Annotated in this window: 17 protein-coding genes; 4 read left to right on the top strand and 13 right to left on the bottom strand. The window is 61.7% G+C overall.

Going from position 1 to position 16756, the window contains the following annotated elements; all coding sequences use genetic code 11:
- Positions 1–198 precede the first annotated feature (198 nt).
- The 3 genes from J4G32_RS18815 (at position 199) to J4G32_RS18805 (ending at position 1695) form a co-directional block, all read left to right on the top strand.
- Positions 199–498, top strand: a complete 300-nt coding sequence (locus tag J4G32_RS18815; RefSeq protein ID WP_210497087.1) for a hypothetical protein — start codon at positions 199–201, stop codon at positions 496–498.
- A gap of 236 nt (positions 499–734) precedes the next feature.
- Complete coding sequence (locus J4G32_RS18810; RefSeq protein WP_210497086.1) at positions 735–1052, top strand: PepSY domain-containing protein; 318 nt, start codon at positions 735–737, stop codon at positions 1050–1052.
- 37 nt (positions 1053–1089) lie between these two features.
- Complete coding sequence (locus tag J4G32_RS18805) at positions 1090–1695, top strand: general stress protein (protein WP_210497085.1); 606 nt, start codon at positions 1090–1092, stop codon at positions 1693–1695.
- A 452-nt stretch (positions 1696–2147) separates the two neighbouring features.
- Here the strand turns inward: J4G32_RS18805 and J4G32_RS18800 are convergent, their stop codons facing one another.
- The 13 genes from J4G32_RS18800 to J4G32_RS18740 all read right to left on the bottom strand — a co-directional run bounded on the left by J4G32_RS18800 (position 2148) and on the right by J4G32_RS18740 (position 15706).
- Positions 2148–2402, bottom strand: coding sequence for a hypothetical protein (locus J4G32_RS18800; RefSeq protein WP_210497084.1), 255 nt, complete (start codon positions 2400–2402; stop codon positions 2148–2150).
- Between the two features lie 79 nt (positions 2403–2481).
- Complete coding sequence (locus J4G32_RS18795; RefSeq protein ID WP_210497083.1) at positions 2482–3468, bottom strand: LLM class flavin-dependent oxidoreductase; 987 nt, start codon at positions 3466–3468, stop codon at positions 2482–2484.
- A gap of 95 nt (positions 3469–3563) precedes the next feature.
- Positions 3564–4436, bottom strand: a complete 873-nt coding sequence (locus J4G32_RS18790) for an aldose 1-epimerase family protein (protein ID WP_210497082.1) — start codon at positions 4434–4436, stop codon at positions 3564–3566.
- Between the two features lie 27 nt (positions 4437–4463).
- On the bottom strand, positions 4464–5882 hold the full coding sequence (locus J4G32_RS18785) for an FAD-binding oxidoreductase (RefSeq protein WP_210497081.1): 1419 nt from the start codon (positions 5880–5882) through the stop codon (positions 4464–4466).
- A gap of 3 nt (positions 5883–5885) precedes the next feature.
- Positions 5886–6644, bottom strand: coding sequence for an SDR family NAD(P)-dependent oxidoreductase (locus tag J4G32_RS18780; protein WP_210497080.1), 759 nt, complete (start codon positions 6642–6644; stop codon positions 5886–5888).
- Positions 6644–8353, bottom strand: coding sequence for an SMP-30/gluconolactonase/LRE family protein (locus tag J4G32_RS18775; protein WP_246505331.1), 1710 nt, complete (start codon positions 8351–8353; stop codon positions 6644–6646). Before J4G32_RS18775 ends, J4G32_RS18780 begins: the two co-directional genes overlap by 1 nt.
- Positions 8354–8355: 2 nt before the next feature.
- The gene (locus tag J4G32_RS18770) at positions 8356–9342 is read right to left on the bottom strand and encodes an NAD-dependent epimerase/dehydratase family protein (protein ID WP_210497078.1); all 987 of its coding nucleotides are present in this window, start codon (positions 9340–9342) and stop codon (positions 8356–8358) included.
- 10 nt (positions 9343–9352) lie between these two features.
- Positions 9353–10477, bottom strand: a complete 1125-nt coding sequence (locus tag J4G32_RS18765) for an ABC transporter ATP-binding protein (protein ID WP_210497077.1) — start codon at positions 10475–10477, stop codon at positions 9353–9355.
- Positions 10478–10489: 12 nt separating this feature from the next.
- Positions 10490–11320, bottom strand: a complete 831-nt coding sequence (locus J4G32_RS18760) for a carbohydrate ABC transporter permease (protein WP_210497076.1) — start codon at positions 11318–11320, stop codon at positions 10490–10492.
- A gap of 13 nt (positions 11321–11333) precedes the next feature.
- Positions 11334–12239 carry a carbohydrate ABC transporter permease gene (locus J4G32_RS18755; protein ID WP_210497075.1) on the bottom strand — a complete coding sequence of 302 codons (906 nt, stop codon included), beginning with the start codon at positions 12237–12239 and terminating at the stop codon, positions 11334–11336.
- Between the two features lie 70 nt (positions 12240–12309).
- Positions 12310–13575: an ABC transporter substrate-binding protein gene (locus J4G32_RS18750; protein WP_210497074.1), complete on the bottom strand. Its 1266-nt coding sequence runs from the start codon at positions 13573–13575 to the stop codon at positions 12310–12312.
- Positions 13576–13607: 32 nt separating this feature from the next.
- Entirely contained in the window at positions 13608–14780 is a 1173-nt protein-coding gene (locus J4G32_RS18745; protein ID WP_210497073.1) for a mandelate racemase/muconate lactonizing enzyme family protein, read from the bottom strand.
- Positions 14777–15706, bottom strand: coding sequence for a dihydrodipicolinate synthase family protein (locus tag J4G32_RS18740; RefSeq protein ID WP_210497072.1), 930 nt, complete (start codon positions 15704–15706; stop codon positions 14777–14779). The genes J4G32_RS18745 and J4G32_RS18740 overlap by 4 nt, the downstream gene beginning before the upstream one ends.
- 107 nt (positions 15707–15813) lie before the next feature.
- On the opposite strand from J4G32_RS18740, the gene J4G32_RS18735 reads away from it, so the two are divergent.
- Positions 15814–16755, top strand: a complete 942-nt coding sequence (locus tag J4G32_RS18735) for a 2-dehydro-3-deoxygalactonokinase (RefSeq protein WP_210497071.1) — start codon at positions 15814–15816, stop codon at positions 16753–16755.
- Position 16756 lies beyond the last annotated feature (1 nt).

Below are 16756 nucleotides of genomic sequence, written 5' to 3'. Positions count from 1 at the left end.
AGGGAACCGTCGGTTACGCTGGGACGCCGGTCTGGATAAAAGTTACGACTGTTACCGGGGCGGCTGGTCGCGTCGGCCGAATTCGCCGCTCCAGCGGCCCATCCCCAGGCGAAATCCTGTTGGAAACGCATCTGCGACGTTTTGTGCAGTGCACAATTTGTGCCAGGAAGGCGTTATTGTCGCAGCAGGAGTTTGACGATGACTGAGAAAAAGATACCGGACGCTTGGAAACGCCGGCGGACCCGGGTCGATCCGCCAGACCTGCACGAGGCTATTACAGCCGCACAATGTCTGACCGAGGAAATTGACGCTCAGGTCGAAATCGCGTCCCAATTGATGGGGATGTCGCCCGAACTTGTTCGGCGGGAGGTGCTGAAGCTATCTCGCCTGCCGCCCGCGCGAAGTGTGCCCAACCCCATTGCAACTCGCGGCGCGCGACCGGTGGTCGTCGAACATCGCAAACGACGCATCGTCCAAGTGAACGCATCGAAGCCATGATCGCAGGATCGATCTGCTGGCCCGCTACCTAAAGGCATTCGAGCGCTGACAGCTGCCGTATGTCGACGCGAAACAGACGAAGCCCGACGACGATCGTCGTGCGGTCGATTTTTTTTTACAGTCTTCCAATTGCACGGTTCGTCTCAGTCCCGCCACAGGCTGAAATCGTGATTTGCAGGAACGAACTTCCGCACAATCCGTTCTCGGTGCTCACTAACCGATCACGGAGCACCGAAATGAAGCAATTCCTCGCCGCAGCAGCTGCCCTTGCCATGACGGCTGGCGCTGCCTTTGCACAGGCACCCGCCCCGGCAAATCCCAATCCCGCGATGCCTGCCGTCGCTACGCCTAGCACGAACGCCACCGGAACGCCGGCTGCTGGTGCAAACAGCTTCACGGAAGCTCAGGCGAAGACGCGTCTCGAGGCGGCAGGGTTCACCAGTGTTTCGGCTCTGACAAAGGACAAGGACGGCATCTGGCGCGGCAAGGCCTCGAAGGCGGGAACGTCTCATGACGTGAGCCTCGACTATCAGGGCAACGTCTTTCCGAAGTGATGTGCTCTCCGATCCAGTATTTTTCGAGGAAACAACGATGACAACGACCGTATCTGCTCTCTACGACACCTATGACGCAGCAAAGTCTGCCGTGAACGCGCTCGAAGCCGCCGGTGTGGCACACTCCCATATCAGCATCGTGGCGAATAATTCCGACAGCTGGCATGATAAGCATCATGACTCCGAAGCCGCCGAGGACGCCGGCAAGGGCGCAGGAATTGGTGCGGCAGTGGGTGGCGTAGGCGGCCTCCTGACGGGGCTTGGCATCATGGCCATTCCGGGCGTCGGGCCTGTCGTGGCTGCAGGATGGCTGGCTGCGACGGCTCTTGGCGCGGTCGCCGGCGCGGCTGTCGGCGGTGCTGCAGGCGGCATTGTTGGGGCCCTCACGGAAGCCGGCGTGCCTGAGCACGATGCCCATGTGTATGCCGAAGGCGTGCGCCGCGGTGGTACGCTTGTGACCGCAAAGGTTGAAGACGCTCGCGCAACCGAAGCCCGCGCGATCCTGGAGCGTCACAAGTCCGTCGATGTTGCTGCGCGTGGCGAGGTTTATCGCCAGAGCGGCTGGACGCGCTTTGACGCTGAGGCGCCTGCCTACACCCCGGACGAGGTTGTCCGCGAGCGCGGCCGCTATTCGGGCCTCTAAGACGAAACAAACAGGGGGCGGATCTCTATCTGCCGCCCTCTGTTTTTCGCCTTCCTGATGAAGGCGCTATCGAGAAACCAACGCGAACCTCATGACCGACTTACGACCCAAGACAGGCCCGACGATCAGGCGAGACTCTCAGCCAGGGTAACCCAAGTATTTGGCGATCGGTTAGGGATCAACCAGTCCGCAGATCATATAGTCGATCCTGGTACAACGCCCCAGAGAGAACCCTGCGGGCGGGGCTCTTGTCGGGGCCTCAGAACTCACATCGAACCAAAGCTGTCGGCGGTCATGAATCTGGGGCACCGCCCATCAGCATCAGCCAAGCCAAACATCACTCTCGTGGGTATGCCAATCCGGCGGTAGACCTGAAACCTTCAAGGCTCTTCGACGGGTGATTTGGAACTTCCTCCGCTCGGAGTGACGTCTCAAGATGCTCTCCGAAAAACTTAAGCGTTTTGCAGGAGTTCGGCGAAATCCTCGGGAACCTCACCGAAGGTCGAAATGATCCTGATGTGGCTCACCTCCCCAGTCTCATCGTCTGCAGAAATTTCAATTGCCGCAGCACCGCTTTTCCGCTCTGCGGCGCTTTGCGCCATCCGCTCGGCTTGTTGTTCAGTCTTCACGGCCGTGCGGATTGTCGGCACGAGGCGCTTGCGGTGGATCTCGAATGTTTGAACGAGGTATGTGGTGCGAATGGTCATCAGGCGTGATAGCCGACCATGGCTCGCCGCGCCAGCCCCGCGCCGCCAGCGAATAGCACCTAGATGACACGCGCAACTGTCACGCGCCGACCTTAACCCCGGCTAAAATCTCATAGGATCGCAGCCGCGCGCCGTGATCGTAAATGGCCGACGCGACCATCAACTCATCGGCGCCTGTTTGCCGCGCGAACTTCTCCAGATCGCCCCGGATTGTGGTAGGCGACCCGACGAAGGAGCATGCCAGCATGCTCATCGCCTGCGACTTCTCCGACGGTGACCAATAGGATTCGATGTCGTCGATCGGAGGCAAGAGCTGGCCGCGCGTGCCACGGAAAAGGTTCGTAAACTGCTGCTGTGGCGAGGTGAAAAGGCGCTGGGCTTCCGCATCGGTTTCTGCCGCAACCACATTCACGCCGACCATCGCGTAGGGTCGATCAAGTTGCGCTGAGGGCTGGAAGTTCGCCCGATAGACCTCCAATGCCCGCATGAGCGCAGCCGGCGCGAAGTGGGACGCGAAAGAGTAGGGAAGCCCCAGCATCGCAGCCAATTGTGCGCCGAACAGGCTTGACCCCAGAATCCAAAGGGGGACGTTTAGCCCAGTCCCGGGGACCGCCTGCACGGCTTGGCCCGGCTGAAGCGGCCCGAGGAGAGCCTGCAACTCCAGCACGTCCTGAGGGAAGGCCTCGGCGCTCGAGGCATCGCGGCGAAGGGCACGAAGGGTCTGTTGGTCGGTGCCCGGCGCGCGCCCCAGACCCAGATCGATCCGACCTGGATAGAGCGATTCCAGCGTGCCGAATTGCTCGGCGATAATCATCGGCGCGTGGTTGGGAAGCATAATGCCCCCAGAGCCCACGCGGATGGTGTGGGTGCCGCCTGCCACGTACCCGATCACAACAGCTGTCGCGGCGCTGGCGATGCCCACCATGTTGTGATGTTCCGCAAGCCAGAAGCGACGATAGCCCCACTGTTCCGCATGCTGCGCGAGATCGAGGGTGTTGCGAAGCGCACCACCGGGCGTCGACCCTAGCGGAACGGGCGCGAGATCGAGAATCGAAAGCGGGGGCATGGCGAACTCTTTTCCGACACGGTGTGGCATGGACGAAGGAGATATGGATACGCTGCCATGCTGTGACGAGGGGTGCCGGCGGTTCGCGGGCGTTCTCACTCCGCCGGTACGCCGAAAGTCATGCTCATGGCAAGACTGATGCTCCTGCCGGGCTCGAGGGTCATGCTGCCTCGCCGTTCAGCGAGACCTTCTGCGCGGTCTGCTGGCGCGGGAAGCCCATGCCACGGCTCAATGCACAGGAAGGGCGCACCGGGCTTGGTCCAAAGTCCCAGCTGTGGCATGTCGGCAAACGCGACCCGGATACCAGGACGGTCGACGGCGCCATACCACAGGGCTTTGCCTGCGCCCTCGTGGAAAACAAGGGCGCCGGTTGCGAAGAGATCGTGCACTAGCGCCAGTTCGCCGTTGTGGAAGGGAGATGGGTGAAGCTCTGGAAGCATGAGACCGTTCGCGTCTGCACGGATAAAAGCAGGCGATAGCCCGTCCTCTAACCGGATCTGGTGTGCACGGCCGACGGAGTCTGGCAGAGGCCAGACAAACCCGGGATGAAATCCAAAGCAGAACGGCATGGGCGCGCTTCCCGTATTGGAAATGCTTGCCGTCGTGAGCACGGTCGGCCCGTCGAGTGCGAATGCGAGCTCCAGAGCGAATGCGAACGGGAAGGAGCGTCGCGTCTCCTCTGAATCGGTCAAGCGAAGCACGCAACCCTGGGCCTCCTGTTCAACGAGATCGAAGGTGCTGCTGCGAGCGAAGCCATGCCCCTCCATCGGATAGCGCACGCCATCGATCAGAACCCGATCCTGCGGATTCTTCCCGATGACCGGAAACAGAACGGGCGCGCGCGACGGCCAGAATGCAGGATCACCGCTCCACAACCAGGATCGACCGTCTCGACTGGTCACGGATTGAAGTTCCGCGCCGAAAAGCGAGAGAGTGACTGTGAGATCGTCATTGGCCAAGGTGATCATAGAAATTGGGTCTCTCGGTTTTTCGCGCTAGTCGCGCGTGCGGGGAGGGTCCACGACCGCGCCCGGATTGAGAATATGTGCAGGATCGAAAACCTGTTTGATGCCCTGCATGAGCCGTAATTCTTCGGGGTTTGCCGTCTTCGAAAAGACTGCCAGCCCTGAGCGGCCGATCCCGTGCTCTGCCGAGATGCTCCCCCGAAATTCGCCCACGATGTCATAGACCGCATCGTTCACCCGCAACGCAAGCGCGTCACGCTCCAACCGACTCTTCGGCCCGTCATGACGAAAGTGCAAGATGACGTGCATGTTGCCGTCGCCCACATGGCCGACAAACAATGGACGAGCGCCGGAAAAAATCCGCGGCAGGCGGTCCGATATGGCGGCTAGAAATGCCGGGAGGTCGGCGGTTGCGACACTGACGTCGTGCGAGACGGAGAAGCCCGCAAGGCGATTGGCCTCTGAGACGGCAAATCGGACGTGCCAGATCGCCTGCGCCTGGGCGACGCTTTGTGCCAAGATCGCGTCCTGGACAATGCCGCTGTCGATGGCCTGAGAAAGTGCGTCGCTCATAAGGTCTTCAAGCGGTTCCTGAACCGATCCGCCAAGCTCGACGAAGACATACCACGGGTAACGGCCGGAGAGCGGTTGTGCGATCTCGGGCAGCCGTTCACGGATGAGCGTCATTTCACCATCGCACATCAGTTCGAAACTGGTGATGGCGTCGCTGCCGACCTCGCGAAGATGGGAGAGAAGCGAAAGCGCAGAGGTTGGATCGGTGATGCCGCAAAGCGCGCTCACCCGGGCCGGGGGCGGTATCACGATCCTGAACGCCGCTGCCGTGAGAATGGCGAGACTTCCTTCCGATCCCACAAGAAGATGTCTCAGGTCGAACCCCGCATTGTCCTTTCGCAGACGGCGGGGACCAGGAACAATCACTCCGGCGGCGGTGACGTATTCGAGGCCCAGTACGAGGTCACGCGTCATCCCGTAGCGAATGACGTTGATCCCACCTGCATTGGTGGCGACGATCCCGCCGATCTGGCACGAGCCCTCGCTGCCCAGGCTCACCGGGAAGAGGCGCCCTGCCTCGACTGCAGCCTCCTGAACATGCGCCAGAATGCACCCTGCCTCAGCCACGAGTGTGTTGCCGACCGGATCGATGGCGCGAATTCTGTTCATGCGCTCAAGGGACAAAACAATGGCGCGTCCGGATCTGTCAGGCGTTGCCCCGCCGGACAAACCAGTGTTGCCTCCCTGCGGCACGACGGGGGTTCCCGTCGATGACGCCCAACGCATGACGGCCGCCACCTCTTCTATCGTGCGAGGCTTTACGACTGCCTGCGCGATGCCCTGGTAGCGTCCCCGCCAATCGGTCAGATAGGGTGCCATCCCATTGCTGTCGGTCACGATGCAGGCTGCATCGATGATGTTTTCCAGACCGTTCATGGTTCAGACAACACCGGCATCCACAATGAAATTCTGCCCAGTGCACATGCGCGATTGGTCCGACGCCAGGAACAAGATCATCGCCGCCACATCGGCCGGCCTGATCTCGCCCTTGATGGATTGGCGGGCCTGTGCGGCCTCCCACTTTTCCGGCGTGAACCACCGCGTCCGCTGACGTTCTGTCATCACCCAGCCGGGCGTCACGCAGTTCACCCGGATTCCATCCGAGCCGACCTCTCGCGCCAGTGATCTCGTGAATCCGATCACGGCTGATTTGGCCGTGGTGTAGGCGATGAGACCGGGGGCTCCCTGCATCCAGGATGTGGAACCGAGGTTGATGATCGAGCCGCAGCCGCGCTGCCGCATGTCGTCGGTTACTGACTGACTGACGAACATCATCGGGCGAAGATTGACCGCAAATCGTTCGTCCCATTCCGCCACAGAGAGGTCCGCGAAACGGTGGCGCTCGTCGTGGCCGGCATTGTTCACACAGATGGAAAATGCGCCAGCGGTCTCTCGCAGATGCGCAATCGCCGCAATCGTTGCAGGGACGTCACGCAAGTCGACGCAACCGAAGAATGCCTGATGACCCTTCCCGCAAAGTTCTGTGGCAAGAGCTTCACCCGCGTGGCGGTTGATATCCAAGAACGCAACCGTCATCCCCTGGGCCGCGAACGCTTCTACAACCGCTCGCCCGATTCCGTCAGCACCTCCGGTGACGAGCGCAGTCCGGCCGGCGAGGTCAGGATAGATCGCAGTCATCAGCCGGCGAACTCTGAAACAGGCAGGCCTGCTGCTGGCGCAGGAGCCGCAAACAATCCACCGGAAAACGGCGCCTCTGCCAGAACGCGCGAGGGCAGGCGGATCCTTGCCGTGGTGATGAACATCGTCTTGAAGTCATCGCCGCCGAACGCCACGCTGGTCGGGCGAGGCACCGGCAGACGCAGTTCCCGTTCCCGTTTCCCGTCTGGCGCGTAGCGGCGCACGCACCAGCCATCCCAGATCGCGCACCAGACAAATCCCTGGCTATCGACGGCGAGCCCATCCGGCCGACCCTCGTTGGGATCGACCTCGGCAAAGACGCGCCGGTTCTCGATGGTGCCTGACGAGAGATCGAAGTCGTAGGCGTAGATGCGCCCCGGAACGGAATCCGCAAAGTAGAATGTGCGGCCGTCAGGACTCCAATCGAGGCCGTTGGCGACGGTAAAGCCGTTCGCCATCCGGTTCCAGGTTTTGTCGCCGGCGATCCGGTACAAACCGCCAGTGGCACGGCTCGCATCCAGCCGCATGGTGCCGGCCCAAAGCCGACCCAGCCGGTCGCACTTGCCGTCGTTGAAACGGTTATCGGCAATCTCGGCCTCGGGATCGACGAGGGGCTCGAGTTTGCCCGTTTCGAACTGAAGGGCTTCCAGACCGTCTTGCGTCAACGCCGCAAGTCCGCCTCCGCGACGGGGAACCACTGCGCTGACGAGACGGGGAAGCAGAATTTCTTCGTTGGCTCGCGTTGCAGGGTCGAAGCGATGGACCGATGGAGCCAGAATATCCACCCAGTAAAGACGCTTTTCGTGGGGAATCCAGACCGGCCCCTCAGCCAGATGCGCTCCCCATGGAAGCACGCATTCCGCCTCGCTGTCGGCGACAGGCCGCGTTCGCGTCTGGGGTGTGATGTTCATCGGCATCGCACCCACATTTCCCGAAATCTGGCGCGCGGCTGCCATGAGATCTCGCCCGGTCGTGTGAAGTCGATCATGCGACAGGCGCGAGCTCGGCCCGAAGACGCCGATGGCGGCGACAGCCCGTCCCGTATGGTCGAAAATCGGAGCCGCCACGGAAACGACTCCCGACACGTGCTCCTCGAGCGAGATTGCGTAGCCGCGGGCGCGCACGAGAGCGAGGTCGGCGACGAGCGCCTCGTCGTCGGTGATCGTCCGATCGGTGAACCGCTCCAGAGGGAGATGGTCGAGCATGGCGCGCCGCTCGTGCGGGGACGCAAACGCGAGCAGTGTCTTGCCCCCAGCCGTGCAGTGCAGGGGAGCGCGCCGACCGATTTCGATGCGAAAGCCGAATGCGCCGCCGCGGCTCTTCTGATCAATGTACAACACCTCGTTGTTGTCGACGGAGCAGAGGGCAACCGTCTCGCGCGTTTCGTCCGCCAGTCGATCCAGGACGGGCGTGGCTGCTCCGCGTAGGTCAAACGACTCCCAGACGCGATGGGCGAGTTCGAAGAGCCGGTTGCCGAGGCGATAGGTGTTGTCGCTTTCCTCGTGTCTCACCAGGCGAAACAGCACCAGGGTGTTCAGCATGCGCGCCAGCGTCCCCTTGGACAGGTTCGTTGCCGCCTGAAGATCCTTGAAGCGAGGCGGGCTTGCCTGCTCGCCGATCACCTCGAGCAGATAGAGCCCTTTGGCGAGGGCGGCCGCGCCGGTCGGAACGTCACGCTCCTCGGGTGTCGGAACATGCGCGCTCTCCATCGTCAGGCGGCTTGCATCCTGCTGTTCCAGGCTGCGGCCGCCTCGGCGATCATGCGGTCGATTGTCCATTGTGGCTCAAATCCCAGCTCGTTGCGGATCCGCGCGTTCGATGTCTCATAGAATACGCCGCTTCCTGGCAGATCGATGGTCTTTATGGGCAACTTCGTCAATTCTGCCATCAACGGCATGGCCGCGGAAAAGTCGACTGGGGCCGTCGCGCCGAGATTGTAGGTTCGCCCAGCCGCTTTCTCGTTGGAAAGCGACAGCAGGATCCCGTCGATCATGTCCCGTGTGTCGGTGATGTGCATCTTGAACGGTCGCCCATTCTCGTTGCGTGAGATGACGAGTGTCTCGGTGCCGTCATCAATCGCCTTGAGCAGGGCAACAGCCGCGGTATTGCCGAAGCTCTCCTGCTGACGAATCTTCGCGTGCAGAAAGAAGCGCGGGCCGGAGAGAAAACTCGCGGGGTCCAGCAGTTCCACGGCATCCTGCGTGTGCGAGAAGCGCAGAATCGTTGCAGGAATTCCTGCCACCCGTTCGGTGAAGCGGACAAGCTCTTCGCCCAGAAGCTTTGTGAGCCCATAGGGTGAACGCGGCTTGAGTGGGTGGTTCTCGTCAACTGGAAGGTAATCCGGCACGTTCTCGGGATAGACCTCCCCTGAACTTGCAAAGATGACGCGCTCGGGCTTGACCTTGGCTGCCTCCTCAAGAAGGATCCGCGTCCCGTCGACATTGGCGCGGTGCAGTTTCTCGGAATCGGCCGGGAGCCATGACATGAAGGCGCCGAGATGGAGGATGGCCCGCGCGCCTGTCACCGCATCGGCTGCGGCTTCCCGGTCATCAAACGCTCCGGTCACCTCACGGTAGCCCGCGTGGGCAATGCCCGAAGGCTTGAGATCAAACCCGGTCACCCGCTCGCCCATAGCGAGAAGGCGCTGCGCGACTTTCGAGCCGACCCGGCCTGCGCTTCCGGTCACAACAATGGTCATGGTCGTCTTCTCACTGTATGGCGATTTCGGTCTTCGCATCGAAGAGATGCAGGTGCGCGGGGTCGAACGAGAGAGTGATGTGCTTGCCGATTGCCCGCTCATCCGGATTGATCAGCCTGGCAATGATCGTGTCAGTAGGACGCTCCTCGTCATCACTGTTCTCGATGCGTGCGACCTGCGTTCGATTCTCTTCCGGCACGTCCAGATAGACGTATTTCTCGCTGCCGAGGCTTTCCACCAGCCGCGGTTGCACCTCGAACGTGACGGGCCCGGCCCCGGCGGCGATATGCTCGGGGCGCAGACCGACGACAATGTCGCGGCCGACGAGGGAAGCGGAAGCCTGCAGGGCGACCTCCCGGCCGAAGAGGCGTACCGTCGGAACGCCGGCACGGTCAAAGACTGGCGACCGCAGAAAGTTCATGCCGGGAGAGCCGATGAATCCGGCAACGAAGAGATTGGCCGGCCGTCGGAACATCGTGTCCGGATCCGCGATCTGTTGGATCAGCCCATCTTTCATGATCACGATCCGATCGGCCATAGTCATGGCCTCGATCTGGTCGTGCGTCACATAGATCGTGGTGACGCCCAGCCGATGGTGAAGCGCGCTGATCTCGGCGCGCGTGTGAACGCGCAGCTTGGCGTCCAGATTGGACAAAGGCTCGTCCATCAGAAAGGCCTGCGGCTCGCGCACGATGGCGCGTCCCAGGGCTACACGCTGGCGCTGGCCCCCGGAAAGCGCTTTTGGCCGCCGATCGAGAAGATGATCGATGCCGAGAATTTTGGCCGCATTGGCCACCCGCTGATCGATCACATCCGCCGGCGTTCCCCGCATCTTCAGGCCGAAGCCCATATTCTTGCGGACCGTCAGATGCGGATAGAGCGCATAGTTCTGGAACACCATGGCGATGTCGCGATCACCGGGTGCCATGTCGGTGACGTCGCGTCCCCCGATGTGCACGGTCCCTGAGGACGCCTCCTCAAGGCCCGCAAGAATCTTGAGCATGGTGGACTTGCCGCAGCCGGAAGGACCGACAAACACCACGAACTCGCCGTCCGCGATATCGAGAGAGAAGTCTTTGAGCACGCTCAGCGAGCCATAGGTTTTGGTCACGTGCTCAATGCGAATACCGGCCATCAGGCGACTCCACTACTTTTCCGCGCCAGCGGTCAAACCGCCAACGAGATAGCGCTCGAGAAAGAGATAAATGACGACGACCGGAAGGGCGACGAGGATCGACGCAGCCGAGATATCGGCCCAGTTCGAGATGTACTCGCCCTTCATGGTGGTGATGCCGAGATTGGCCGTCCAGTTTGTTTGGGCGTTCGTCAGGAAGGTGCGAGCATAAGCATAATCCGACCACGACAGCACGAAGCCATAGAGAGCCGTCGCGGCCAGGCCAGGCGCCGAGACCGGCAGGATCACGCGGACCATGGCGCCGAAGGGTGAACAGCCATCCACCATGGCGGCCTGTTCAAGCTCGCGCGGGATGGTGTCGAAATAGCCCTTCAACATCCACGTCGTGAACGGGATGATCAGCGTCGCGTGAGCCAGAATGATCGACCACAGGCTACCGATGAGATCGACGGACCGGAAGATGCCGAACAAGGGAATGACCAGCAGGGTGGCCGGCAGCATCTTGGCCGTCAGAATGAAAAGTCCGAGGGATTGGCCACCACGGACCCTGAACCGCGACAGGCTGTAGCCTGCAAGGACCGACACGGCCATCGAGATGATGACGCTGCCCAGGGCAGCAAGCGCCGAGTTGCTGAGCCACAGGAGCAGCGGCCGTTCGCGGATGATCGCGGCAAAGACATCCCAGCGCGGGACGTCCGGCCAGAATTTTGGCGGCAACGCGCGCAATTGATCGGGTGGCGAGATCGCGGTGATAAACAGCCAATAGATCGGGAAGACCAGAAACGCACACACGGCCACGACGGAAGCGTAGAGAATAATGCGGTTGAGCGAGCGGGTTTTCATGACCATGAGCCCTTCAAATAGTGTCCGGCGCGCGGCCGATCATCAGGCGGCTGGCGATCACACACACAACCAGCGTCACGACGCCGATGGCGGACGCATAGCCCATCTTGAAGAAGCTGAACGCTTGTTCGTAGGTCATGATCGACAGGGTCTGCGTCGCTTTGAGGGGACCACCGCCGGTCAGGATGTAGATGATGGAGAAGTCGCGGAAGACCCACAGCATGACGAGGACGAGCGTTACTCCGAGCACCGGCATGAGGGACGGAATCGTGATGTTCACCAGGCGCTGCCACGCATTCGCACCGTCCACGCGCGCCGCGTTGTAGAAATCCTCGGGGATCGATTGGAGGCCTGCCAGCATCATGATCGACACAAACGGATAGCCCTTCCAGATCATCGTGATGCAGACGACGATGAAGGCCGCCGTGGGAGACGAGAACCAGCTCACGGTGGTGTCGATGAGGCCGAGCTTGATGAAGATCCAGTTGATGAGCCCGAATGAGGAATCGAACATCCACGCGAAGATGACCACGGCCACGACTTCCGGCACGGCCCATGGGAGGGCAACGAGCAGGCGGGCCAGCGCCTGGCCCTTGAACTTGTTGTTGACGAGAAGCGCTGTGCCGAGCCCGAGCAGGAAGCAGAAGAAGCTGACGATGACGACCAGCTTCAAGGTTACCCAGGTCGCGTTCCAGAAATCCGGCGAGCTGAACAGCCGCTCGTAATTGGCCGTCGTGAAGGGCTTCCTCGGCTGATCCAGGCGAGCGATATTGACGTTCTGGAACGACAGGTCGATGGAGACGAGCAACGGGTAGACGATGATGAGCGCGATCAGGATGACGGCTGGCGCCAGGAGAAGATAGCCCAGCCAATGGCGGCGACTTGGTCGTGCCAAATCGAGATTGAATCCGAGCTTCATGAGCCCCCCGTTATCCCAGGTCGATGACGGTCGCGCCGGCGGCGCGACCGTTGGCGGATGAGTGCGGCTGCTACTGCTTCTGAAGCGCTTCGGCCTTCTGCTGCATGGTGGCTGCCACGATCTTGGGGTCCAGATCCTGGATGATCATGCGCTGCGATTCTTCCATGATCATCTTGGAGAATTCGTTGAACTGGATTTCCAGGCCCTTCGGAATGCGGTCAACCTTGGCCTTTGAGGCGGCCTGGGTTGCTTGCACGAGAAGGTCGAAGTTCGGGTTCTCCGCCTTGGCAGCGCTGATGTCCGCACGGGGGCTCGGGGGTGGCGATGCGCCCAGCGTGGCGTAGGTCGACTGGAACTTGTCCGAGGTCGCGATGGTGATGAAATCCCACACCAGCTTCTTGTTCTCCGGCGAGATATCCGCCGCAATCGCCAGCACGTTGGACGAGCCGCCGACGGGTGGAGTGAACGGCACCATGGCGGTCTTGATCTGGTCCTTTGCCTTGCCTTTCTGAATGATCGGCCACAGCCACGGGCCATCCGTCTTCATGGCGATTTTTCCGTCCGCGAACAGCTGGCGCACTTCACCTGCCGACATGTCACGAGGTGTCAGGCTGGTCTTGACGATCGTCTTCCAGCGCGACAGGCCCTCGATCATCTGAGGGGTGTTGATGGTGACCTTGCCGCTCTCATCCGTCCAGCGGCCGCCAGCATCAAGCGTGTAGTTCATCATCTCGCTCATGTACTGACCGCCGCCACCGCGGGTCTCGTGGCCGGTTCCGTATTGGTCGACGATACCGTCCCCGTTCAGATCCTTCGTGGTCTTTTGTGCCGCAGCGAGAAATTCGTCATAGGTCTTTGGAACCGACAAACCCTCTTTCTTCAGCAAGTCCTCGTTGTAGGCCATGAAGTAGCCGAAATAGAGCATCATGGTGCAGACGGTCTGCTTGTTCCAGACACAAGTGTCCTGTCCGGCCCAGCCGGTCAGATCGAGCTTCGACTCCTTGATTTTCGGGTCAAGCGGCTCAAGCCAGCCGTTCTCGGCGAATTTCTGGAATTCGAACGACGCGAGGTGAACGATATCGGGCGGCGTGCCGCCGGCGAACAGGGTCGTCATCGTATCCGAATAGGCGCCGCGCTCAACCTTCGTCCATTCGATCTTGACGCCGGGATGGGCCTCCTCGAAGGCCTTGATGACGGAAGCCCACCAGTCGCCGACGCCGCGTTCGTCCTTCTGCCAGGATACGAACTTCAACACCTTGCTCTGCGCCAGTGCAGCGTTGGTGCTGAGTGCGATGGCGGCGGACGCGGCGAGTAGGATCAGTTTCTTTCTCAACATGGGCGATTCCTCCGGTTGCGGGTTCTGATTTGTTATTTGTATTGTTGGAGAAGGCTCAGCGCCTCCTCGGACGGCTCAACGCCCAAACCCGGCCCTGTCGGCAGAGTATAGACGCCGTCATGGCAATCCATATCCCCTGTCACGAGCCGCCGGTTCGGTTCGAAGATCGAATGTTGATATTCGTGGCACGTGACCGCCGAGAGCGCGGAGCTCGCGTGAAGGCTTGCTGCCATGAAGAGCCCGATGCCGATCGTGGCGTGCGGAATAACCTCAAGGTGGTGGGCCTGCGCGTATTGCGCGATGCGCAGAAATTCGGTGATGCCCGTGTGGCCCATTTCCGGCTGAATGATGCCGCAGGCGCGCTGCGCAACCCGCGGGACGAGATCGAACACCGTACGCCATTCTTCGCCTGCCGCGACTGTCGTCGAGACGTGGGCAGCCACGTGCGCAAGGCCCGCGACGTCCTCAGGCTTCACGGGCGCTTCGGCGAACCACAAGCCGTGCGGCTCCATCGCCCGGATCTCGCCGATGGCTTGCTCGGCCGTGTGTGCCCAATGCATGTCGCATGCAATCCGGGCGGCTGGACCCAGCTCTTCGCGCAGGGTCTCCATTTCGGCCGCAAGGCCGTCATCGGCGACCGGCGCCGCAAACTTGAAACGGGAAAATCCCTTTGCCTGCCACTCCATCGCAAACGCGGCGCGCTCTGCCCGTGTGCGCTTCGGCAATCCGGATATGTAGGCCGGGAGGGTCTCGTGGCGTTGGCCTCCGAGGAGCTTGACGAGCGGCAGGTTCGCAAGTTTGCCGCAAAGATCCCAGAGAGCGACATCGATGGCCGCCAGCGCGTCCAGGTAGAACCCGCCCGTATAGCCGCGCACCCGCATGAGATCGTAGAGATCCTCATGGATCACCACCACGTCGCGCGGGTCGCGCCCGACCACATACGGCCCCAGGAGGTCATCGACGATGGCCATGACGGCGCCTGGCGCGACAATCCCGTAAGTCTCGCCCCAGCCCACCGCACCGCTCGCGGTCTCGATTCGAATGACGACGGTGCGATCGCTCGTGGGATAAACCGTTCTGTTGCCCTTCCGGACGATGTAGCCCTTCTCGTTGATGGTTTCCCCTGGTCGGGCTTCACCGAGATAGATCGTTTCGCGCGGGATGGTGATCGAGAAGACCTCGGCCTTGGCGACGCGATCGCTCATTCGGCAGCTCCCAGCATGGGCTGGATCAGGGGCGCGCGGGTGAGAAGATCGGGCGCCAGATCGAGCCAGGCGTCGATCTCTCGCAGATCTCCCGCATCCATCGGTGGGAGCGTCGCGCGGGCGAGGCGATTGTCCATGATGCCGCGGCGCTGCAGCACGTATTTCGTGAAGGCCATGCGGAAATTCGCCTGGATCACGAGCAGCGGAAGTGTCCGCATGTAGAGATCGCGCGCCTTCGCCACGTCGCCCGCCCGAAACGCACGGTCAAGGGCCACATGGACGTCGACGAACTCGACCGCCGGCATCGCTCCGCAAGCGCCACGCGCGTATTCATCGACGATGTAGCGCGCGCCGCCGCCGCCAATCACCCCGATCAGATGAGCGGGCTTTTCCTTGAGGATCGCCGTAATGGCGGTGCCGGCAGGCAGCGTCTCCTCTTTCACATATCGGACGGCAGGGTTGTCTCTGACGATCTCAAGGATCACGTCGGGTTTAAGATCCGACCCTCGCGGAGCCGGAGCATTCTGCAGGACGATCTCGAGACCGGGAACAGCGTCCGCGATCGTCTTGTAGAAGGCAGCCACCGCCTCCGCGCCGATACCGACGCTCTTCGGAGCCTGGATCATCACGATCGAAGTGCCGATGGCGACGGCTTCCGTGGCATGCGCGATGGCCTCTTCGGCCGTGGGAGCGCTGGCCCCGGCCACGACGGGGACGCGGCCAGCGACGCGCTTGACGATCAGACGAAGAAGGCTCGCCCGTTCCCGCGCATCCAGTTCGTCGACCTCGCTCGCAAAGCCGGGGAAGACGAGCCCATCTGCGCCCGACCCCAGTGCAAAATCGACGATCCGCGTCATGGCGGCCTCGTCAATGTCACCGGTCGCGGAAAAAGGCGTCGGCAGGACGGGCAAAATACCCTTCAGCATCGCATTTCCTCAATAGGTCCATATGTTGGACCACATGTTTTTCATATTGGACCTTAAGCGGCTGACGCCGTAAGGTCAAGACAGGCCCCTCACTCGGACGGATTCCCATGACGACGATATCCATGACCCTTCGCATCATTCTTGACTGGGGCACGACGTCGTTTCGCGCCCTTCTGGTCGACGGGAGCGGCCACGTCGTTGACCGCGTTGAGACTGCCGAGGGGATTCAATCTGTGGCCGACGGTGCGTTCGCCCCCGTGCTCGAAAGGGCGATTGCGCCCTGGCGCAAGGCGCACGGACGTCTGCCGGTTTATGCGGCGGGCATGATCGGCAGTCGCAACGGCTGGGTCGAGATGCCCTATGTTCCGGCCCCGGCGACGGCAGAGTCGCTCGCGGCTGCGGTCAGGATCATGCCTCTGTCCGGGGGCGGCACCATTACGTTCCTTCCCGGCCTGACGGATCGTGCCGCGATGCCCTATCCTGATGTGATGCGCGGCGAGGAGACGCAACTCGTCGGCCTCGGTCTGGGCACCGACACAACCGTCGTGCTGCCCGGCACGCATTCGAAATGGGCGCGCATCGAGAAGGGCGCGATCGCGCGCTTCCAGACTTTCGTCACGGGAGAGATTTTTGGCACGCTGTCCAAGCATTCATTTCTCGCCAAAGCCGCCACGAAGCCTGACACGCCCGATTGGTCGGCGTTTCTGCGTGGGGCTGCGTTCATCCGCGACGATACGCGGGAGGCGGGGCTCCTGTCGCATTTGTTTGCCGTTCGCACGGGCTGGCTCTCCGGCGCGTTGAAGCCCACCGAGATGACAGATTATCTATCGGGGATCGTCGTCGGCTCGGAGTTTCGCGAGGCGCGCGCATTGGGCTGGTTCAAGGACGGGGACACGATCGCCGTTGTCGGCGACGACGATCTCGTTGATGTCTATGGCCGCGTGGCGATGGCCTATGGCCTTACCGTCGTGATGGGGCCGGACGATGCGGCCGTGAGGGGGTGCCTCGCCATTGCGGCGATCGCCGAAGCGCGAGACCAAGCTGGCTGAT

This window comes from Microvirga antarctica (genome assembly GCF_017921815.1).
Lineage (GTDB): Bacteria > Pseudomonadota > Alphaproteobacteria > Rhizobiales > Beijerinckiaceae > Microvirga > Microvirga antarctica.
Note: the sequence above shows the minus strand (reverse complement) of the source record. Positions and strands in the feature narration are given on the sequence as shown.